Origin of the sequence: Streptomyces sp. NPDC006261, from assembly GCF_040613515.1 — a bacterium.
Taxonomy (GTDB): Bacteria; Actinomycetota; Actinomycetes; order Streptomycetales; family Streptomycetaceae; genus Streptomyces.
In genome coordinates this window covers 150,118-171,666 of the sequence record NZ_JBEXSI010000005.1, presented here as the reverse complement: position 1 = coordinate 171,666, position 21,549 = coordinate 150,118, and the positions used below count along the sequence as shown (strand labels likewise).

General features: G+C 71.4%; 14 protein-coding genes. 6 read left to right on the top strand and 8 right to left on the bottom strand.

Annotated elements, in window-relative coordinates; all coding sequences use genetic code 11:
* The first annotated feature begins 45 nt into the window (after positions 1-45).
* Complete coding sequence (locus ABZ154_RS04910; protein WP_356829066.1) at positions 46-798, top strand: response regulator transcription factor; 753 nt, start codon at positions 46-48, stop codon at positions 796-798.
* A gap of 24 nt (positions 799-822) precedes the next feature.
* On the opposite strand, the gene ABZ154_RS04905 is transcribed toward ABZ154_RS04910, so the two are convergent.
* Positions 823-2,010 carry a crosslink repair DNA glycosylase YcaQ family protein gene (locus tag ABZ154_RS04905; RefSeq protein WP_356829064.1) on the bottom strand — a complete coding sequence of 396 codons (1,188 nt, stop codon included), beginning with the start codon at positions 2,008-2,010 and terminating at the stop codon, positions 823-825.
* Positions 2,011-2,073: 63 nt separating this feature from the next.
* Positions 2,074-2,685, bottom strand: a complete 612-nt coding sequence (locus ABZ154_RS04900) for a GNAT family N-acetyltransferase (RefSeq protein WP_356829062.1) — start codon at positions 2,683-2,685, stop codon at positions 2,074-2,076.
* 240 nt (positions 2,686-2,925) lie between these two features.
* On the opposite strand from ABZ154_RS04900, the gene secA reads away from it, so the two are divergent.
* Positions 2,926-5,742: a preprotein translocase subunit SecA gene (secA, locus tag ABZ154_RS04895; protein ID WP_356829060.1), complete on the top strand. Its 2,817-nt coding sequence runs from the start codon at positions 2,926-2,928 to the stop codon at positions 5,740-5,742.
* Positions 5,743-5,807: 65 nt separating this feature from the next.
* On the opposite strand, the gene ABZ154_RS04890 is transcribed toward secA, so the two are convergent.
* A complete protein-coding gene (locus tag ABZ154_RS04890) occupies positions 5,808-6,254 on the bottom strand; it encodes an Rv3235 family protein (RefSeq protein ID WP_356829058.1) in 447 nt (148 codons plus the stop codon).
* Positions 6,255-6,529: 275 nt separating this feature from the next.
* On the opposite strand from ABZ154_RS04890, the gene ABZ154_RS04885 reads away from it, so the two are divergent.
* Positions 6,530-7,036 (top strand): hypothetical protein, encoded by a 507-nt coding sequence (locus ABZ154_RS04885; protein WP_356829056.1) that lies wholly within the window; start codon positions 6,530-6,532, stop codon positions 7,034-7,036.
* 57 nt (positions 7,037-7,093) lie between these two features.
* Positions 7,094-7,771, top strand: a complete 678-nt coding sequence (locus ABZ154_RS04880; RefSeq protein WP_356829054.1) for an HAD family hydrolase — start codon at positions 7,094-7,096, stop codon at positions 7,769-7,771.
* Positions 7,772-7,855: 84 nt separating this feature from the next.
* Here the strand turns inward: ABZ154_RS04880 and ABZ154_RS04875 are convergent, their stop codons facing one another.
* A complete protein-coding gene (locus tag ABZ154_RS04875; protein WP_356829052.1) occupies positions 7,856-8,443 on the bottom strand; it encodes a DJ-1/PfpI family protein in 588 nt (195 codons plus the stop codon).
* 461 nt (positions 8,444-8,904) lie between these two features.
* Between ABZ154_RS04875 and ABZ154_RS04870 the strand changes: the two genes are divergently transcribed.
* Complete coding sequence (locus tag ABZ154_RS04870; RefSeq protein ID WP_356829050.1) at positions 8,905-13,917, top strand: NAD-glutamate dehydrogenase; 5,013 nt, start codon at positions 8,905-8,907, stop codon at positions 13,915-13,917.
* A 103-nt stretch (positions 13,918-14,020) separates the two neighbouring features.
* Here ABZ154_RS04870 and ABZ154_RS04865 read toward each other — a convergent pair whose 3' ends face one another.
* Both ABZ154_RS04865 and ABZ154_RS04860 read right to left on the bottom strand, forming a co-directional pair.
* Positions 14,021-14,836 carry an ABC transporter ATP-binding protein gene (locus tag ABZ154_RS04865; RefSeq protein ID WP_356829048.1) on the bottom strand — a complete coding sequence of 272 codons (816 nt, stop codon included), beginning with the start codon at positions 14,834-14,836 and terminating at the stop codon, positions 14,021-14,023.
* Positions 14,829-15,734 (bottom strand): ABC transporter permease, encoded by a 906-nt coding sequence (locus ABZ154_RS04860; RefSeq protein WP_356829105.1) that lies wholly within the window; start codon positions 15,732-15,734, stop codon positions 14,829-14,831. Before ABZ154_RS04860 ends, ABZ154_RS04865 begins: the two co-directional genes overlap by 8 nt.
* Positions 15,735-15,921: 187 nt before the next feature.
* On the opposite strand from ABZ154_RS04860, the gene ABZ154_RS04855 reads away from it, so the two are divergent.
* Positions 15,922-16,533: a TetR/AcrR family transcriptional regulator gene (locus tag ABZ154_RS04855; protein WP_356829046.1), complete on the top strand. Its 612-nt coding sequence runs from the start codon at positions 15,922-15,924 to the stop codon at positions 16,531-16,533.
* Positions 16,534-16,569: 36 nt separating this feature from the next.
* Here ABZ154_RS04855 and ABZ154_RS04850 read toward each other — a convergent pair whose 3' ends face one another.
* Complete coding sequence (locus ABZ154_RS04850) at positions 16,570-17,802, bottom strand: hypothetical protein (protein ID WP_356829045.1); 1,233 nt, start codon at positions 17,800-17,802, stop codon at positions 16,570-16,572.
* Positions 17,803-17,917: 115 nt separating this feature from the next.
* Complete coding sequence (locus ABZ154_RS04845) at positions 17,918-21,451, bottom strand: CDP-glycerol glycerophosphotransferase family protein (protein ID WP_356829043.1); 3,534 nt, start codon at positions 21,449-21,451, stop codon at positions 17,918-17,920.
* Between the last annotated feature and the right edge of the window lie 98 nt (positions 21,452-21,549).

Sequence of the window (21,549 nt, the reverse complement as noted above, 5' to 3'; positions counted from 1 at the left end):
GGACGACTGATGACTATCAGGCCGTGGCCTTCAGGGGGAGGAACGATGGCGGACACCTTCGGGCCCGTGCGCGACGCGAGTGGTTCCGGCGACGGTGGTGCCCATGCCGGCGGTGAGGCGGACGGCGCCTCGCGTAAGGAGCCCATCCGGGTTCTCGTGGTCGACGACCACGCGCTCTTCCGCAGGGGTCTGGAGATCGTCCTCGCTCAGGAGGAGGACATCCAGGTCGTCGGCGAGGCCGGTGACGGTTCGGAGGCGGTCGACAAGGCCGCCGACCTGCTGCCCGACATCATTCTGATGGATGTGCGGATGCCCAAGCGCGGGGGCATCGAAGCCTGTACCTCCATCAAGGAGGTGGCCCCCAGTGCGAAGATCATCATGCTGACGATCAGCGACGAAGAGGCCGACCTCTACGACGCGATCAAGGCGGGTGCCACCGGATACCTCCTCAAGGAGATCTCCACCGACGAGGTGGCGACGGCCATTCGCGCCGTCGCGGACGGGCAGTCCCAGATCAGCCCGTCCATGGCTTCCAAGTTGCTCACCGAGTTCAAATCGATGATCCAGCGCACCGACGAGCGCCGGCTTGTCCCCGCCCCCCGGCTCACCGAACGGGAACTGGAAGTCCTCAAACTCGTGGCGACCGGCATGAACAACCGGGATATCGCCAAGGAGTTGTTCATTTCTGAGAACACGGTGAAGAACCACGTGCGCAATATCCTGGAGAAGCTGCAGCTGCACTCCCGCATGGAAGCCGTGGTCTATGCCATGCGGGAGAAGATCCTGGAGATCAGGTAGGGGCCGTGGCGTCCGCTCGGCCCCTCAGCGGCAGGCCCGCTGCAGGGCCCGGCCGATCTCATCCCTGAGCGGGTCGCGCAGCTCCGGTGCGTCGGTCCGCTCCAGCCGGATGTCCGTACAGCCCACCCAGGCCGCCGCCTCCACCAGGGCCTCGGCCATCGGGACCACCGCCTTCGGGCCGGCCAAAGAAGCCTGCCGGGCGACCAGCGTGGTGCCCTCGCGCGCCGGGTCGACGCGGCCCTGGAGCTTCCCGCCCGCGAGCAACGGCATCGCGAAGTAGCCGTGGATCCGCTTCGGCTTGGGGACGTACGCCTCCAGCCGGTGCGTGAAACCGAAGATCCGCTCGGTACGCGCCCGCTCCCAGATCAGCGAGTCGAACGGCGACAGCAGCGTCGTACGGTGGCGGCCGCGCGGCTCCGTGGCCAGTGCCTCGGGGTCCGCCCAGGCCGGCTTGGCCCAGCCCTCCACCGCCACCGGGACCAGGCCCGAGTCCGCCACCACCGCGTCGAACTCCTCGCCCCGCAGCCGGTGGTAGTCCGCGATGTCGCTGCGGGTGCCGACCCCCAGGGACTTGCCCGCCAGCGCGACCAGCCGCCGCCGGCACTCGGTGTCGCTCAGGTCGTCGTGGAGCACGGCGTCAGGGATGGCGCGCTCGGCGAGGTCGTAGACCCGCTTCCAGCCGCGCCGCTCGGTGCAGACCACCTCGCCGTACATCAGGGCCCGTTCGACGGCGACCTTGGAGGCCGACCAGTCCCACCACTCCCCGCCGTTCTTCGCGCCACCGAGCTCGGTCGCCGTCAACGGGCCCTCGGTGCTCAGCTGCTTGACCACCGTGTCGTACACGCCGTCGGGCAGATCGTGGTGCCACTGCGGACGGGCGCGGTAGGCGCGGCGGCGGAACGCGAAGTGGGGCCACTCCTCGACGGGCAGGATGCAGGCGGCGTGCGACCAGTACTCGAAGGAGCGGCCGCCCGACCAGTACGCCTCCTCCACCGTGCGCCGGCCGACCGCGCCGAGCCGTGCGTAGGGGATCAGCTCGTGCGAGCGTGCCAGCACCGAGATGGTGTCCAGCTGGACGGCCCCGAGGTGGCGCAGCACCCCCGGCACCCCCGCCCTGCGGTCCGGCGCCCCCAGGAGGCCCTGGGCGCGCAGCGCTATGCGGCGGGCCTGGTCGGCGGAGAGTTCGACTGCGGGAGGAGGCACAGGCGTCATACGTCGAACCCTAGACCGCACCACTGACAGTGAGGTGGGGAATCAGGCCACCGCCTCACCGCCTCACCGTCCGGAGTCGGCGGTTCCGCCGGGCCGTTCGGCGTGCCGCTCGGGGAGATACGGGTGGGCGCCGGGAAGCCCCAGGTCGGACGGGAGCAGCGCCGCCGTCCAGGCGTCGCGCCGCACCCCCTTGTTGAGCAGCCCGGACCGCTGGTCGCCCTCCAGCCGGAATCCCGCCCGCAGGGCGACGGCACGGGAGGCCCGGTTGCCGATCTCGGCCCGCCACTCCAGCCGGTCCGCCCGGAGCGCGGTGAAGGCCCAGTGGGCGGAGCCGAGCACCGCCTCGGTGACGTACCCGTGACCGCGGTGCTCCTTGGTGGACCAGTAGCCCACCTCGTACGTCGCCGGCCGGCTGCGGCGGTCGATGCCGAGCGCCCCGACGAGCGTCCCGTTCTCCCGCAGCACCAGGGCGAAGCTGTACGCGGAGTCGTCCCGCCATCCCGTCGGGGCGAGCTTCGCGGTGAAGAGCTCCGCGTCGGTGAGCCGGTACGGGGAGGGGATCACCGTCCAGCGCTGGATGTCCGGGTCCTGACAGGCGGCGTGCACCCGGTAGGCGTCCTGCGGACCGAACGGCCGCAGAAGAAGTCGTCGCGTGGTGAGAGTGGTCGGCTCCATACGGTGATTCTCGTGAGCGGGCAGCCGCGATGCGAGCACTTTTGGGGCTTCCCGGCACCTTCCGCGCCTCTGGGCCGTTGTCCTTGGAGGGTGCGGCGAGGTCCACGCGGCAGCAGCCCTCCCGACGCGGTGGTGTCCTCGCTTACGATGGCCGTTGCGGTGGGGCCCACCTGCCGTGCCCGCGCCAGAGTCCATTACACGACCCAGTGCCAGGCCCGACCGGCAAGGAGACCAGCCTCAGTGTCCGTCTTCAACAAGCTCATGCGTGCAGGCGAAGGCAAGATCCTGCGCAAACTGCACCGCATCGCGGACCAGGTCAGCTCCATCGAAGAGGACTTCGTCAACCTCTCCGACGCCGAGCTGCGGGCGCTCACCGACGAGTACAAGGAACGGTACGCGGACGGCGAGAGCCTGGACGACCTGCTTCCCGAAGCGTTCGCCACGGTCCGTGAGGCCGCGAAGCGCGTCCTCGGACAGCGCCACTACGACGTACAGATGATGGGCGGAGCCGCGCTGCACCTCGGCTACGTGGCCGAGATGAAGACCGGTGAGGGCAAGACCCTCGTCGGCACCCTGCCCTCGTATCTCAACGCGCTCTCCGGCAAGGGCGTGCACCTGATCACGGTCAACGACTACCTCGCCGAGCGCGACTCCGAGATGATGGGCCGGGTCCACAAGTTCCTCGGCCTGACCGTCGGCTGCATCATCGCCAACATGACGCCGGCCCAGCGTCGCGAGCAGTACGCGTGCGACATCACGTACGGCACGAACAACGAGTTCGGTTTCGACTACCTCCGCGACAACATGGCGTGGTCCAAGGACGAGCTCGTCCAGCGCGGCCACAACTTCGCCGTGGTCGACGAGGTCGACTCGATCCTGGTCGACGAGGCCCGTACGCCGCTGATCATCTCCGGCCCGGCCGACCAGGCCACCAAGTGGTACGGCGACTTCGCCAAGCTGGTCACGCGCCTCACCAAGGGTGAGGCGGGCAACCAGCTCAAGGGCATCGAGGAGACCGGCGACTACGAGGTCGACGAGAAGAAGCGGACCGTGGCCATCCACGAGACCGGTGTCGCCAAGGTCGAGGACTGGCTCGGCATCGACAACCTCTACGAGTCGGTCAACACCCCGCTCGTCGGCTATCTGAACAACGCCATCAAGGCCAAGGAACTGTTCAAGAAGGACAAGGACTACGTCGTCATCGACGGCGAAGTCATGATCGTCGACGAGCACACCGGCCGTATCCTCGCCGGCCGCCGCTACAACGAGGGCATGCACCAGGCGATCGAGGCGAAGGAAGGGGTGGACATCAAGGACGAGAACCAGACCCTCGCCACGATCACCCTGCAGAACTTCTTCCGCCTCTACGACAAGCTCTCCGGCATGACCGGCACGGCGATGACCGAGGCCGCCGAGTTCCAGCAGATCTACAAGCTCGGCGTGGTGCCCATCCCGACGAACCGGCCGATGGTCCGGGCCGACCAGTCGGACCTGATCTACCGCACCGAGGTCGCCAAGTTCGCCGCGGTCGTCGACGACATCGCCGAGAAGCACGAGAAGGGCCAGCCGATCCTGGTCGGCACCACCTCGGTCGAGAAGTCCGAGTACCTCTCGCAGCAGCTCTCCAAGCGCGGTGTCCAGCACGAGGTCCTCAACGCCAAGCAGCACGACCGGGAGGCGACGATCGTCGCCCAGGCCGGCCGCAAGGGTGCCGTCACGGTCGCCACGAACATGGCCGGCCGAGGGACCGACATCAAGCTCGGCGGCAACCCGGACGACCTCGCCGAGGCGGAGCTGCGCCAGCGCGGTCTCGACCCGGTGGAGAACGTCGAGGAGTGGGCGGCCGCGCTGCCCGCCGCGCTGGAGTCGGCCGAGCTGGCCGTGAAGGCGGAGTTCGAAGAGGTCAAGGAGCTCGGCGGGCTGTACGTGCTCGGCACGGAGCGGCACGAGTCGCGCCGTATCGACAACCAGCTGCGCGGTCGTTCCGGCCGTCAGGGCGACCCGGGCGAGTCCCGCTTCTACCTGTCGCTGGGCGACGACCTGATGCGCCTGTTCAAGGCTCAGATGGTCGAGCGCGTCATGTCGATGGCGAACGTCCCGGACGACGTGCCGATCGAGAACAAGATGGTCACCCGTGCCATCGCCTCCGCCCAGTCGCAGGTCGAGCAGCAGAACTTCGAGACGCGTAAGAACGTCCTGAAGTACGACGAGGTGCTCAACCGGCAGCGCGAGGTCATCTATGGTGAGCGCCGCCGTGTTCTGGAGGGCGAGGACCTCCAGGACCAGATCCGGCACTTCATGGACGACACGATCGACGACTACATCGGCCAGGAGACCTCCGAGGGCTTCGCCGAGGAGTGGGATCTGGACCGGCTGTGGGGCGCCTTCAAGCAGCTCTACCCGGTGAAGGTCACCGTGGAGGAGCTGGAGGAGGCGGCCGGGGACCTGGCGGGCGTCACCGCCGAGTTCATCGCCGAGTCGGTCAAGAACGACATCCACGAGCAGTACGAGGAGCGCGAGAAGACCCTCGGCGCCGACATCATGCGTGAGCTTGAGCGGCGCGTGGTCCTCTCCGTGCTGGACCGCAAGTGGCGCGAGCACCTCTACGAGATGGACTATCTCCAGGAGGGCATCGGCCTGCGGGCCATGGCGCAGAAGGACCCGCTGGTCGAGTACCAGCGCGAGGGTTTCGACATGTTCAACGCCATGATGGAGGGCATCAAGGAGGAGTCCGTCGGCTACCTGTTCAACCTGGAGGTCCAGGTCGAGCAGCAGGTCGAAGAGGTTCCCGTGCAGGACGCGGCCGAGCGCACCTCGCTCGCCAAGGAGGGCGCGCCCGCCGCGCGTCCGGAGATCCGGGCCAAGGGCCTGGAGGCCCCGCAGCGTCCGGACCGGCTGCACTTCTCCGCTCCCACGGTGGATGGCGAGGGCGGCGTCGTCGAGGGCGACTTCGCCACCGACGGTGCGCAGTCCGGCTCCTCGGACGGCATGACGCGTGCAGAGCGCCGCAAGGCGCAGAAGAGCGGTGGCGGCGGCGGTCGCCGTCGTAAGAAGTAGCAGCAGCGCCGCATCGGCCGGGGCCGGACACCACAGGGTGTCCGGCCCCGGCCGCGTTGTGAGTGTCACCGCGGGCCCGGGCGGGCGGGGACGAGGCGTTCGCCGCCCAGTTCCACGGCCGCGCAGCGCCAGCGCTGGTCGGCGCCCTGTTCCAGGCGGAAGGCCATGGCCTGCACCCGGTCGCCCGCCGTGATGCTGGCGAAGGCCTCGACCACCCCGGTGGCGGGCTGGGCGCCGTGGCAGTGGCGCAGGACCGGGCGGTGTCCCCGGGTGGCCCCGAGCGGGGTGCTGGGGGCCAGTTCGGCGAGCTGGTCGTAGGCGTCGCCGATGGTGTGGCCGAGCATCCAGTGCACCGGGCGCTGGCCGCTGAGGACCGCGAGCAGCCGTTCGGCGAACCACTGGTGTGGCCGCGGCGGGCGGTGCGGCTGGAGCCGCCGGGACCGCTGGGGAGGTACGCCCCTGGGCCGGCGCTGGTCGCTACGGCCGACGGGCCTCGTGCTGTTCATGCTCATGTTCATCGCCCCCGTGAACCGGGCCCGGCGAATACCGGGCAGTAACTTGTGCTGGGGATCTTCTACGGGGACGGCCGGCAACACCGCAAGGGGCTCCCGCGCCCGGTCAGGGGCTCGGCGGCATTCACCTATCCGGGGCACGGGCCATGTGCCGCAAGGGCCGGAGTGGGGGTGACGGGGCGTCGCGGGTGGACGGGGCCCCCGGTTGCCGAAACCCGAAAGGGGACGGTCCCCACGTATCCTGAAGGCGTCTCCGACTACGAAAGCGGCCTGCCATGCGCGTGTACGTCCCCCTGACCCTCTCCGGTCTCGCAGCGGCACACGCGGCCGGCGAGGTCGGCCCGGGGCCGCTGACGGCCTACGCGGTCACCCCCGGGCTGCGCGAGTGGTACGTCTCCGACGACATCGAGGAGCTGGAGTACGCGGCGCTCAACCGGGCCGCCGCCGCCTCGCTCCGGCTGATCGCCGGGAACCCGGACGAGGCGCGGCGCCGCATCGTCGTCGCCGTCGACGTCCCCGATGGGGCCGCCACCGCAGACCCCGACCAGGGGTTGAGCGCGGTCTCGCTCGGCGAGGTGCGCCTCGCGGCCGCCCTGCCACTGGCCAAGGCGGCCGCGGTGCACGTGGACGCCGACGAGGCCGAGAAGGACGTGGCCGCGGCCGCGGCGGCCCTGGGGGCGGCGGACCTCGGCGACGACGACGCGCAGTTCACGGTGGACGGGGCGGAGGACCACGAGCTGCTCTGGTTCGGTGTCCAGGAGATTCCGCAGCTCATCGGCTGAGGCCCTTCGCGCGACCGGCGCTTCCGCGTTGTCGGACCCGGCAGGTACTTTTTTCTGATGACACCCGGGAAGACACGCACGCATCTGGTCTGGGACTGGAACGGCACGCTGCTCGACGACATCCACGCCGTCATCCACGCGACGAACGCCGCGTTCGCCGAGGTGGAGCTGGCGCCGCTCACGCTGGAGCAGTACCGGGAGATGTACTGCGTGCCCATACCCCGCTTCTACGAGCGGCTGCTGGGCCGGCTGCCCACGGAGGCCGAGTGGGAGCGGATGGACGACATCTTCCACCGGTACTACGCGGAGCGCCGGGTCGTCTGCGGGCTCACCGCCGGGGCGGAGGACCTGCTCGCGCAGTGGCAGCTGGCCGGGCACAGCCAGTCGCTGCTGAGCATGTACGGGCACGAGCACCTCGTGCCCGTCGTGCGCGGTTACGGGATCGAGTCGCACTTCGTCCGCGTGGACGGGCGCACGGGCCCGTCGGGCGGGAGCAAGGCGCTGCATATGGAGCGGCACTTCGAGGCGCTGGCGGGGGTGGGCGGGATATCCCCGGAGAACTCGGTGGTCATCGGGGACGCGGTGGACGACGCGGTGGCCGCGGCGCATGTGGGGGCGCGGGCCGTGCTGTACACCGGGGGGTCGCACAGCCGGAGCAGTCTGCTGGCCGCGGGGGTGCCGGTGGTGGACAGCCTGGGGGAGGCGGTCGCCTTGGCGGAGACGTTCTCCGCCTGACGGGGGCGGGTGCGGGGGGCCGTGCTGCGGGATTCGGGGCGTGCGGGATTCGGGGCGCTGCCCGGACCCCGGTCGGCCCCGGTCTCAAAGGCCCAACGGGCGGGATTCGGCCGGGCTCGACCGCGTTCGCAGCACCTTCAGGAACTCTCGCATCCATGCCGGGTGGTCCGGCCAGGCCCGCGACGAGATCAGCGGGCCGTCCACCACCGCTTCCGTGTCCTGGAAAGTCGCGCCCGCGCTCTGCATGTCGGGTTCCAGAGCGGGGTACGCGGTGACGCGGCGGCCGCTGAGGCTGCCGGTGGCGGCGGTGATCAGAGGGCCATGGCAGATCTGGGCGACCGGGCGGTCGGCGGAGAAGAAGGCGCCGATGATCTTGCGGAGTTCCGCGTTGTTCCGGAGGTACTCGGGGGCGCGGCCACCGGGGATCACCAGAGCGACGTACTCCCCGGGGTCCACCTCGGAGAACGCCAGGTCGGCGGGGAAGGTGTAGCCGGGCTTCTCCGTGTAGGTGTCGTAGCCGGGCTCGAAGTCGTGCACCACGAAGCGCAGCGTCTTGCGCTCGGGGGCCGCGATGTGGACCTCGTACCCCTCCTCCAGCAGCCGTTGGTAGGGGTAGAGCACTTCGAGGGACTCGGCGGCGTCGCCGGTGACGATGAGGATCTTCTCGGGCATGACGCGCTCCACGGGGCTCGGGCGGGGGCCGGGTCCGGCGCTCCCTGGACAGTCGGTCCGGTGCTGCTGGAACAGGTTGCCCCGGCTCCGCCGGTTCGCCAAGGCGAAACGTCAGTTCGGCAGGGCGAGGCGCCGCACTGTCCGAAGTGTCAAAGTTCGGTGTCTTCTTTTGTACACATGCGGCTCATGACGGGGTGGGGTGAAGGGGCGATAGCCTGGTGCCGTGATCAGCGCGATACGCCTCGGGGGCAGCGAAGCCCCCGGCCGCCGCCCGGAGTGCCACCGCACCCGGGCGATCCGCGATCTCCCGACCCCGGACCGGCCGTCACAAACGGCCCATGTGGTCCCGGGTAACTCTCGAAGCGGCATAGCGTCGACCCAGACCGGAAACCCCGTGTCGTGGCGGTACGTCGTTTTTCTCACCTACGTCACGCAACGGCGCGCGACAGGAGCCAGAGGACATGCAGACCAAGCTGGACGAAGCCAAGGCCGAGCTGCTCGCACGGGCTGCCCAGGTAGCTGACAACAGCCCGGGCGGTGGTGTCGGTGGCCCGGGCGGTACCCCCCGGGTGCGGGTCGCCGCCGCCGGGGCCGACGAGGACGCCCGTTCAGGTCAGGACGCGGCGCTCGCCTACCTTCAGCGCTACTACCTGCATACGGCTCCCGAGGACCTCGGCGGCCGGGACCCGGTCGATGTCTACGGCGCCGCCGCCTCGCACTACCGGCTGGCCGAGAACCGCCCGCAGGGCACCGCCAACGTCCGCGTGCACACACCGACCGTCGAGGAGAACGGCTGGACCTGCAGCCACTCCGTCGTCGAGGTCGTCACCGACGACATGCCGTTCCTGGTGGACTCCGTCACCAACGAGCTCTCCCGGCAGGGCCGCGGCATCCACGTCGTGATCCACCCGCAGGTCACCGTCCGCCGCGATGTCACCGGCAAGCTCATCGAGGTCCTCTCCGGCGGCCCCGGCACCCCGAAGACCTCCCAGGGCTCCAAGGACAAGGGCCGCAAGGACGCCACGGCCGAGCTGCCGCACGACGCGCTCGTCGAGTCCTGGATCCACGTCGAGATCGACCGCGAGACCGACCGCGCCGACCTCCAGCAGATCACCGCCGACCTGCTGCGCGTCCTGTCCGACGTACGGGAGACCGTCGAGGACTGGGGGAAGATGCGCGACGCCGCCCTCCGGATCGCCGACGACCTGCCAGGTGAGCCGCTGGACGACCTCGCCGACGAGGAGGTCGAGGAGGCCCGCGAGCTGCTGCGCTGGCTGGCCGCCGACCACTTCACCTTCCTCGGCTACCGCGAGTACGAGCTCAAGGACAGCGACGCGCTCGCCGCCGTACCCGGCACCGGGCTCGGCATCCTGCGCTCCGACCCGCAGCACAGCGAGAGCGAGGACCACCCGGTCAGCCCGTCCTTCGACCGGCTGCCCGCCGACGCCCGCGCCAAGGCCCGCGAGCACAAGCTCCTCGTCCTGACGAAGGCCAACAGCCGGGCCACCGTGCACCGCCCCAGCTACCTCGACTACGTCGGCGTGAAGAAGTTCGACGCCAAGGGCAACGTCGTCGGCGAGCGCCGCTTCCTCGGCCTCTTCTCCTCCGCCGCCTACACCGAGTCCGTGCGCCGGGTGCCCGTCATCCGCCGCAAGGTCGCCGAAGTGGTGGAGGGGGCGGGCTTCTCGTACAACAGCCACGACGGCCGCGACCTGCTCCAGATCCTGGAGACCTACCCGCGCGACGAGCTGTTCCAGACCCCCGTCGACCAGCTCCGCTCCATCGTCACCTCCGTCCTCTACCTCCAGGAGCGCCGCCGGCTGCGGCTCTACCTGCGCCAGGACGAGTACGGGCGCTACTACTCCGCGATCGTCTACCTCCCGCGCGACCGGTACACCACCAGCGTGCGCCTGCGGCTGATCGACATCCTCAAGGAGGAGCTCGGCGGCACCAACGTCGACTTCACCGCCTGGAACACCGAGTCGATCCTCTCCCGGCTGCACTTCGTCATCCGGGTCCCGCCGGGCACCGAGCTGGCGCACCTCACCGACGCCGACGCCGACCGCATCGAGGCCCGCCTCGTCGCGGCCGCCCGCTCCTGGGCCGACGGCTTCGGCGAGGCGCTCAACGCGGAGCTGGGCGAGGAGCGCGCCGCCGAACTCCAGCGCCAGTACGGCCACTCCTTCCCCGAGGGATACAAGGCCGACCACTCGCCGCGCGCCGCTGTCGCCGACCTGGTCCACCTGGAGACCCTCAAGGAGGGTGAGAAGGACTTCGCCCTCAGCCTGTACGAGCCGGTCGGCGCGGCCCTCGGCGAGCGCCGCTTCAAGATCTACCGGACCGGCGAGCAGGTCTCCCTCTCCGCCGTCCTCCCGGCCCTCCAGCAGCTCGGTGTCGAGGTCGTCGACGAGCGTCCGTACGAGCTGCGCTGCGCGGACCGCACGCACGCCTGGATCTACGACTTCGGGCTGCGGATGCCGCAGACCAACGGCCACACCGGCCACCTCGCCGATGACGCCCGCGCCCGCTTCCAGGAGGCGTTCGCCGCGGTCTGGAGGGGTGAGGCGGAGAACGACGGCTTCAACGCGCTGGTGCTGGGCGCCGGGCTGAACTGGCGCCAGGCCATGGTGCTGCGCGCCTACGCGAAGTACCTGCGGCAGGCCAAGTCCACCTTCAGCCAGGACTACATGGAGTCAACGCTCCGCAACAACGTCCACACCACCCGGCTGCTGGTCTCGCTCTTCGAGGCCCGGATGTCGCCAGGCCGCCAGAGCGCGGGCACGGAGCTGACCGACGGGCTCCTGGAGGAGCTGGACGGGGCCCTGGACCAGGTCGCCTCGCTGGACGAGGACCGGATCCTGCGGTCCTTCCTCACCGTCATCAAGGCGACCCTGCGCACCAACTTCTTCCAGAACGCGGACGACGGCACCCCGCACAGTTACGTCTCGATGAAGTTCGACCCGCAGGCCATCCCGGACCTGCCCGCGCCCCGCCCGGCGTACGAGATCTGGGTCTACTCGCCGCGCGTGGAGGGCGTCCACCTGCGCTTCGGCAAAGTCGCCCGCGGCGGTCTGCGCTGGTCGGACCGGCGCGAGGACTTCCGTACGGAGGTGCTCGGCCTGGTCAAGGCGCAGATGGTGAAGAACACCGTCATCGTGCCCGTCGGCGCCAAGGGCGGCTTCGTCGCCAAGCAGCTCCCGGACCCGTCCGTGGACCGGGACGCCTGGTTCGCCGAGGGCATCGCCGCCTACCGCACGTTCATCTCGGCGCTGCTCGACATCACCGACAACATGGTGGCCGGCGAGGTCGTGCCGCCCGCCGACGTCGTCCGACACGACGGGGACGACACCTACCTCGTCGTCGCCGCCGACAAGGGCACCGCGAGCTTCTCCGACATCGCCAACGAGGTCGCCGTCGCGTACGGCTTCTGGCTCGGTGACGCCTTCGCCTCCGGCGGTTCGGCCGGCTACGACCACAAGGGCATGGGCATCACCGCGCGCGGCGCCTGGGAGTCCGTCGAGCGGCACTTCCGGGAGCTGGGCCACGACACCCAGACCGAGGACTTCACCGTCGTCGGCGTCGGGGACATGTCCGGTGACGTGTTCGGCAACGGGATGCTGCTCTCCGAGCACATCCGCCTGGTCGCCGCCTTCGACCACCGGCACATCTTCATCGACCCGACTCCGGACGCTGCGACCTCGTACGCCGAGCGCCGCCGCCTCTTCGAGCTGCCCCGCAGCTCCTGGGCCGACTACGACACGGGCCTGCTCTCCGCGGGCGGCGGCATCCACTCCCGCAGCGCCAAGTCGATCCCGCTCAACACGCACATCCGTGAAGCGCTCGGCATCGACGCCTCGGTGAGCAAGATGACGCCCGCCGACCTGATGCAGACCATCCTCAAGGCCCCCGTCGACCTGGTGTGGAACGGCGGCATCGGCACGTACATCAAGGCCGCCTCGGAGTCGAACGCCGATGTCGGCGACAAGGCCAACGACGCGATCCGCGTCAACGGCGAGGACCTGCGGGCCAAGGTCGTCGGCGAGGGCGGCAACCTCGGCGCCACCCAGCTCGGCCGCATCGAGTTCGCCCGCAACGGCGGCCGGATCAACACCGACGCGATCGACAACAGCGCGGGTGTGGACACCTCCGACCACGAGGTGAACATCAAGATCCTGCTCAACGGTCTGGTCCGGGACGGCGACATGACCGTCAAGCAGCGCAACAAGCTGCTCGCCGACATGACCGACGAGGTCGGCGCGCTCGTCCTGCGCAACAACTACGCGCAGAACGTCGCCCTCTCCAACGCCTCGGCCCAGGCCCCCTCCCTGCTCCACGCCCAGCAGCGCTTCATGCGGCGGCTGGAGCGCGACGGGGCTCTCGACCGGGAGCTGGAGTTCCTCCCCGCCGACCGGCAGATCCGTGAACTGCTCAGCAACGACAAGGGTCTCAGCCAGCCAGAGCTGGCCGTGCTGATCGCCTACACCAAGATCACGTCGGCGGACGAGCTCATCTCCACCGTCCTGCCCGACGACCCGCACCTGCAGAAGCTCGTGCACGCCTACTTCCCGAGCCAGCTGCGCGAGCGGTACCCCGAAGCGATCGACGGGCACGCGCTGCGCCGCGAGATCATCACGACGGTGCTGGTCAACGACACGGTGAACACCGCGGGGTCGACCTTCCTGCACCGGCTGCGCGAGGAGACCGGGGCGTCGATCGAGGAGATCGTGCGGGCCCAGTTCACGGCCCGCGAGATCTTCGGCCTGTCGGGGGTGTGGGACGCGGTCGAGGCGCTCGACAACCAGGTCGCCGCCGACGTCCAGACCCGGATCCGGCTGCACTCGCGGCGCCTCGTCGAGCGCGGTTCGCGGTGGCTGCTGGGCAACCGGCCGCAGCCCGTCGCCATCGCGGAGACCATCGAGGGGTTCCGGGACGGGGTCGAGCAGGTCTGGAACGAGCTGCCCAAGCTGCTGCGGGGCGCGGACCTGGACTGGTACCACTCGATCCTCGACGAGCTGACCGCGGCGGGTGTCCCGAGCGAGCTGGCGGTCCGGGTCGCCGGGTTCTCCTCCGCCTTCCCGGCGCTGGACATCGTCGCCATCGCGGACCGGACGGGCAAGGACCCGCTGGAGGTCGCCGAGGTGTACTACGACCTCGCGGACCGGCTGCGGATCACCCAGCTGATGGACCGGATCATCGACCTGCCGCGGGGCGACCGCTGGCAGTCCATGGCCCGCGCCTCCATCCGCGAGGACCTGTACGCGGCGCACGCGGCGCTCACGTCGGACGTGCTGAGTGTGGGGGACGACACGGCCACTCCGGAGGAGCGGTTCCGGGCGTGGGAGGAGAAGAACGCGGCGATCCTGAGCAGGTCGCGGGCGACGCTGGAGGAGATCCAGGGGTCGGACGCGTTCGACCTGGCGAACCTGTCGGTGGCGATGCGGACGATGCGGACGTTGCTGCGTACGCACGCGTAGGCGTCGCCGTACGGCGGCGAGGGGGCCGGTGCCGTTGCTGGCGCCGGCCCCCTCCGCGTGGGGGTTCCGTCCTCGAACGACGGGCGGGCTGGAGTCGGCCGGGCTACTTGCGCTTCGTGAACGCCTCGTACTCCGCCACCACTTCCTTCGCCGGACCGTCCATCCTCAGCGTGCCCGCCTCCAGCCACAGCGCCCGGTCACAGGTCTCGGTGATGGACTTGTTGCTGTGGCTGACCAGGAAGACCGTGCCCGCCTCGGCCCGGAGTTCCTGGATGCGGTCCTTGCTTCGGCGCTGGAACTTCGCGTCGCCCGTGGACAGCGCCTCGTCGATCAGCAGGACGTCGTGGCTCTTGGCGGCCGCGATGGAGAAGCGGAGCCGGGCGCCCATGCCGGAGGAGTACGTGCGCATCGGCAGCGTGATGAAGTCGCCCTTCTCGTTGATGCCGGAGAAGTCGACGATGTCGTCGTAACGTTCGCGGATCTGCTCGCGCGTCATGCCCATCGCGAGTCCGCCCAGCACCACGTTGCGCTCGCCGGTCAGGTCGCTCATCAGGGCCGCGTTCACCCCGAGCAGCGACGGCTGGCCCTGGGTGTGGACCCGGCCCCGGGACGGCGGGAGCAGGCCCGCGATCGCCTTGAGCAGGGTCGACTTGCCGGAGCCGTTGGAGCCGATCAGGCCGATCGCCTCGCCCTTGTACGCGGCGAAGCTGACGCCCTTCACGGCGTGCACCTGGCGTGCGCCGGGGGTGCGGCGGCGCGAGGTGATCCGGCTGAGCGCCGAGGTCGCGCTGCCCTTGCCGGTACGGGCACCGTTGACCGTGTACGTGATGTGGACGTCGTCGACGACGACGGTCGGGACGCGCTGGTCAGCGGTGCCGGGGGAACCCTCGAGCTCGTCATGGTCCTTGGGATCAGCCACGTCCGTACGTCTCCTCGGCCTTCCAGAAGTACACGAATCCCGCCGCACCGCACAGCAGCGCCCAGCCGGCAGCTGCCGCCCACACGTGCGGCGGCAGCTGTGCAGCGCCGTAGCTGTCGATGAGCGCGTACCGCATGAGGTTGATGTAGATCGCCGCCGGGTTGTACTCCAGTACCACCAGGACCGCGTGCGGCACCCGCTCCCCCTGGAGCAGGTGCTCCAGGCTCCACATCACGCCGGACGAGTACATCCAGGTCCGCAGCACGAACGGCATCAGCTGCGCGATGTCCGGGGTCCTGGCCGTCAGCCGGGCCACGGCCATCGACACGCCGGTGTTGAACAGCGCCTGGAGGGCGAGCGCCGGGATCGCCAGCAGCCAGGACGGGCGGGGGAACTGGCCGAACACCAGCAGGATCAGGGTCAGCGCCCCCAGCGAGAACAGCAGCTGCTGCAACTGCTGGAGCGCCAGTGCCACCGGCAGCGAGGCGCGCGGGAAGTGCAGGGCCCGCACCAGCCCGATGTTGCCGCTGATGGCGCGCGTGCCCGCGGTGATCGAGCTGCTGGTGAAGGTCCAGATGAAGACCCCGGTGACCAGGAACGGAACGAAGTCGTCCACTCCGCGCTTGGTGTCCAGCAGGACGCCGAAGATGAAGTAGTAGACCGCCGCGTTCAGCAGCGGCGTCGCGATCTGCCAGATCTGGCCGAGCTTCGCCTGGCTGTACTGGGCCGTCAGCTTGGCCGTCGCGAACGCCGCGATGAAGTGCCGCCGCCCCCAGAGCTGCCGGAGGTAGGCGGGAAGCGACGGCCGGGCGCCGCTGACCTGCAGGCCGTGCCGGGCGGCGAGGGCGGCCAGCTCGCCGGGTGCGTAGGCGGGGGCGGCCGGGGCGGGGGCGCTCACCGGAGGTGGCGGGGCTGTTGTCTGGCTCACCACGAACGATCACTTTCGACGGATGCGGGAGTGGAGAACGGTACGGTCCCGTAGGGACGCCCTCGTTGGGACGGGACCGTACCGTCGTAACGCCGAGAGTAGGACGCTTGTACGTCGCAACGCAACCGTTCCGTCGTCGCCGACTATCATTCGGGCCATGACCACCGAACGGGGAACCCGCCGACGCGCCCCCGCAGGCGCCGCAGTCCTGCGCGAGGACGTCACCGACGCCATCCGCGCGGCCGTCTTCGAGGAGCTGGCCGCGGTGGGATTCGCCCGGATGTCCATCGAGGGCATCGCGCGGCGCGCCGGGGTCGGCAAGACCGCCGTCTACCGCCGCTGGAAGTCCAAGCTCGCCCTCGTCCTCGACCTGGTCGCGGCCGTCGCCTCGCAGGGGATGCCCGCGCCGGCCACCGGTTCGCTGTACGGGGACGTGCGCGCCGTCCTCGAACTCGCCGCCTACGCCCTGCGCCACCCGGTCGCCTCGCAGGTCATCCCGGACCTGCTGGTGGAGGCGGCCCGCAATCCGGAGATCTCCGAGGCGATCAAGGCCGCCCTCCTCGACCAGCAGCAGGGCGTGGCCGCCGTGGTGGTGCGGGAGGCGGTGGCCCGGGGGGAGCTGCCGGAAGGGAGCGATCCGGACCGGGCCCTCGATCTGATGGTGGGACCGCTGTACTGGCGCCTGGTCGTCGTCCGGGGCGAGCTGCCCGAGGGGTATCTCGACGACCTGGCCGCCTCGGCGGTCGCCGCGCTCCGGGCAGGCGGCTGAGGCGTGCTCCGCGACGGCTGGAGCAGGTAGAGATCCTCACCGCTCCGGTACGCGCGCCAGCACCTCGCCCGTACGCGGGCTGTACGCCAGCACCGACGCGTCCCCCGGCAGCTTCTGGAAGCGGGTCAGCAGCACCCACCGCACCCCGTACCGCTCGATGATCCGGTCCCGTTCCTCCTGCGCGGTCGCCGCGTCCAGGTAGGCGGCGACCGCCCGGCCCCGCTCGCCCCGCTCCGCCGCCGGAAGACCCACGTCCGGCAGCCCCTCCGCGAGGATGTACGCCCCGTGCCCGGCCAGTGCGTACATCGCCGGGCGGCTGTCCGTCAGCACCACCTCGCCGGGCGGGACGTGCGCCGTGGCCCAGGTGTACGGCTCCCCGGTCACCGGGGCCCCGCCGGTCTCCGGGCGGCTCGTGGCCCCGGCGGACGCCGGGGGCTGCGCGGCCGTGAGCCCGTTGTAATACGGCCACACCGCCGCCACGGCCACCGCGCACAGCCCGGCCAGCGCCCACCTCCGCAACGTCGGCCTGATCCGGGTCCGCTGCTTCACCGCGACCAGCGCCACCACGCCCAGCGCCGCACCCAGCGCCGTCGGGGGATGGACCAGCAGGACGAGCCCGAGCAGGGCGCCGATCCCGGCCGTCTCCGCCCACCGGGGTGCCCGGCCCGGCGGCCGCCCGGAGCCCGGGCGGAGGACACGGATGACCGCGTGACCGGTCCACGCCCACAGATGGAGGGTGACCGCGACGGCGAACGTGCTCGGCGCGCTCCACCGCCCCGGGTCCGCCCAGTGGATCAGGGCCGGGGGAACCAAGGCGAGGACCGGCACCCAGCGGTTCGGGGTGAGCAGCCGGGTCAGCCGGCCGATCCCGGTCAGCAGCAGCGCCAGGTTCACGGCGGCCGACAGCGCGAGCACGGTCTGGCCGGAGAGCCCGCTGGCCCGGGCGGCCGTGCCCTGGAGCACTGCGTACGGGGAGTAGTGCGCGCTGGCCACGGCGGGCAGGTCCGTCATCGGGAACGCCGGGTGCAGCAGACTGCTCCGCAGCCGTTCGACGACGGCCGCGTTGAGCCCGGCCTCGCAGCACATGGGAACCCGCCAGGCCGCCGCCGACAGCACGGCCCACAGCAGACCGCCCAGCAGGACGTACGGCGAGGGCAGCCACCGGGGCGCTACGACCAGTTCGTCGTCTTCGGCCGTCGTGGGACGAGAGGCGGAGGTAGCAGAGGCAGGGGTCTCGGACGGGGTGGGTGCGGGAGAGGAGAGGGACACACGTCATGGGTTCCGTGCGCGGGGCCGTTCCTCCCGGCCGCCACTCTTCCGGGGGACGGGCCGCGTTTCTTCCCGGGCCCGGAGGCCGGCTTGCTCCGGGGACGCGCGCAAAGCCCTACCCGAGGTCACCCAGCAGCCGGTCCGCCACCCTCCCAGCCGCGCCACCGTCGTCCAGGTCGCAGTAGTCGCGGCGGAAGCTCTCGTACGCGTCGGCGTGCCGGGCGGTGAGGGCCCCGATGCCGCGCAGCGCCTGCGCCACCTCGTCCGTCGTGACCAGCAGCGGACCGGGTGCCCGGGTCTCGAAGTCCAGGCAGAAGCCGCGCACGGTGTCGCGGTAGTGCTCCAGGTCGTACGTGTGGAAGAGCATCGGGCGGCCCGTCAGCGCGAAGTCGAACATCAGTCCCGCGTAGTCCGTGACCAGGACATCGGCGATGAGGAGCAGCCCGGCCGCGCCCGGGTGGCCCGAGACGTCCAGGACGCCGGGCCCGCTCCGGACCCCGCCCGTGACCCGGGGGTGCCGCCGCACCAGCACCGTGTGGCCGGGGCCCAGCGAGCGGGCGAGGGCGTGCGGGTCGAGCGCCGGATCCCAGCGGTACGGGCCGGGGGCCGTGCGGTCGCGGGGGCCGGGGGATGCGGACGGGGGGTGGGCCAGGTGGTCGCGGTAGGTCGGCGCGTACAGCACCACGCGGTGGTCCTCCGGCACGCCGAGCATGCGTCTGACCTCCTCGGCCGCCTTGTCCCGGCCCGGCGGGAACAGCACGTCGTTGGCCGGCGATCCGGCTTCCAGCACCTCACCCGCGTACGCCAGTGACGTGCGCAGCAACGGGGTGGCGAAGCGGCTCGGGGAGACCAGTACCGACCATTGGGCCGATCGGTGCGCCAGGGTGGCGAGATGCTGGTGGTCGGCGTAGAGGGTGTCCGTCAGGCCGGTGCCGAAGCGGCCGAGCGGGGTGCCGTGCCAGGTCTGGACGACGCTCTGCCCGGGGCGCCGCTCGAACCACGTGGGCAGCTGCTCGTCCGTGACGATCCGCCGGGAGCGGGCCAGCGCCTCGTACCAGGCGGCGCTGTGCACGGGGACGGCCCGCGCCCCGGGCGGGACGTGGGTCGTGCGGCCGGGGCCGGTCCCGGTCCCGGTGACCCACAGGTGCTCGGTCTCCGTGCCCCGGCGCACGAGCTCGGCGTGCACGGCGCGCGGGGAGTCGCCGCCCGCGTAGAGGACGGTGTCCCTGAGGGGGAGGGTGGTGCGCCGGGCGCGGTAGTGCGAGCCGCGCAGGAGCCGTCTGCTGTACGCGCTCCGCTCGGCGACCGGGAGGGCCGGCCCCGCCAGGACGGTCAGCCGGTCGCCGTACCGCCGCTCCAGGGCGAGGGCGAAGTCGCCGCAGGGGAGGCGCCCGGCGAGGGAGGTGAGGACGCGCACGGGGCGGCCGTCCAGGTGGAGACCCCAGCGGCCTTCGGGGAGGGGCGGGGCGATCCGTGCGGAGAAGCGGCCGGTGGGGTGGGCCTCGACGGTGACCTCCGCGACCGGGACTGTTTCGTGCAGGGTCTCGTGGCGGAGGAGGAGACGGGGGCCCGCGCAGGACGCCGTCCCCGTGTCGGAGGCGGCTGGCGGTGGGTACGCCCCCGGCCCCGAGGACGCCTGGGCGTACGCCCCCGCCCCCGAGGACGCCTGGGCGTACGCTCCCGAGATCCGCAGCGCCCCGTCCGCCAACCGCTCCACCCGGTCCACGACCGGCAGCCCTCGCAGGTCCACGACCAGGTTCCCCGCCGCGTCCGCACACGCGGGTGGCGGCAGGTCCGGGGCGGCGGGCAGCGGGGCGCGGGTCCCGTCGGCGAGCAGCAGGCGGGCCCGGCTGCGCGCGCCGGTCTCCGCCCCGACCTCACGGGGGGCCCGGTGCGGGGCGGGCGGTACGGCGGCGAGGCCGTCGAGCGGGACGCGTACCGTGAAGGCCGTCCCACGCCCTCCGCCCGCCCCGCGCTCCACCGGGAACGACAGCTCCTCCTCCCCGTCGCGCATCAGCAGAAGATCCGTAGGCGCAGGGCCTGCGAAGAACCGGCCCGACAGCTCCAGCGGGCCCCCCTCCACACCGCCGCTCGCCTCCACCAGCGCCGCCGGCCGCGTCACCCTCACCCGCAGCCGTCCGCCCCGGTGGTCGAGTACCGCCCGTCGCCCGTCGTCCAGGTCGTGCACCAGGGGCTGGTCCGCGCCCGCGTCCAGGGCGCGCACCGCCACCCGCCGGACCGTCCCGCGGGCCGCGACGACCAGGCCGACCAGCCAGCCGCCGTCGCCGCCATCACCCGTCGCGGGTAGCCGGTCCGGGTCGAGGACCATCTCGAAGCCGGCGTGGTCGTAGCCGTGCAGCTCCTGCCCGGAGTCCACCGTCGCTTCCGGCACCGGAACCGTCCGCACCGGAACCGCCCGCACCCGACGGCCCGCCTCCGCCCGGACCATCCCGACCTTCAGTTGCTGTCGCGCCGATCCGGCCGGAAGGTTGCGCAGATAGGCGTACCCGCGCAGCCGGAGCTTCCCGTCCGCGCCCCACCGCGCCTCCACCAGCCGTGCGACCGCCGGTACGTCGGTGCGCGCGAGCCGGGCGCTCGCGCCGCGCACGCCGGGGTACACCGCCCGCCGCCGCCCCGGCAGCCCCTCCACCGCGAACGTGCCCGCCCCGTTGGTCCGTTCGAAGGTGAGGACGGCCAGCAGCTCCTCCAGCCGCCGCTCCCGCACCAACCGCCACTTGATGCGCAGCTCCACCGGCAGCCCCTCCAGGACCCCGTTCCCCGCCCGCTCGACGAACGCCCCGGCACCCTCCAGGAACGCTGCCCGGTACGCGTCGCCGCCCATCGGCAGGCCGTCCAGGAAGTACCCGAAGTCGTCGCGCAGACAGGACGCGTCGTAGGCCCGCCGCTGCGCCGCGTCCCCGCGCTCGCCAAGGAACGCGCTCACCTGCTCGCACGCGGCGATCCGGTCCCGTACGCCGGTGACGTCCGTACGCCGCCGGGTGATCGAGCCCTCCCGTACCCGCCAGTAGTAGACGTGCTCGTGCAGGACGTCGACGGACGTGGCGAGATAGTGCGCGGGGATCATCACCGGGGTGTCCTCGTACAGCTTCCCCTCGGGGAACGCGAAGGCGTGCCCGTCCCAGAAGGAGCGCCGGAACACCTTGTTCCACGCCACCCGGTCGGCCAGCAGGCGCGGATCCCGGGTGATGTGGGTGCGGGGGCGCGTGGCGGTCAGCCAGCGGTACTGCCACGCCTGCTGCCGCCCCTGCCCGGTCAGCCGCCACACGTTGCCGGTCACCAGATCGGAGCCGGTCGACTCCAGCGAGGCCACCATCCGCTCGTACGCGTCGTGGACGACGAAGTCGTCGCTGTCCGCGAACGCCAGGTAGGGGACGGTCGCAGTGGCGTGCCGGACGCCGGTGTTGCGGGCCGCGCTCAGGCCGGCGTTCTTCTGCCGGATCAGCCGGAACCGGCTGTCCCGGGCGGCGAATTCAGCGGCGATCCGCCCGCTGCCGTCCGTCGAACCGTCGTCGACCATCACCACCTCGATCGCGTCGAGGGTCTGCTCCGCCACCGACCGCAGGCAGTCCTCAAGGTAGTCCTCGACGTTGTGGACGGGGACGATGACGCTGAGGAGGGGTGGCTTCATGTCCTGGTCAACAGAGGGCGGGTCCAGGGGTCACCGGGGCTGCCCCGAACGGGTGAACGCGGGCGGCCCGTCGGGCAGCGCCGCGACTACCCTCGGCT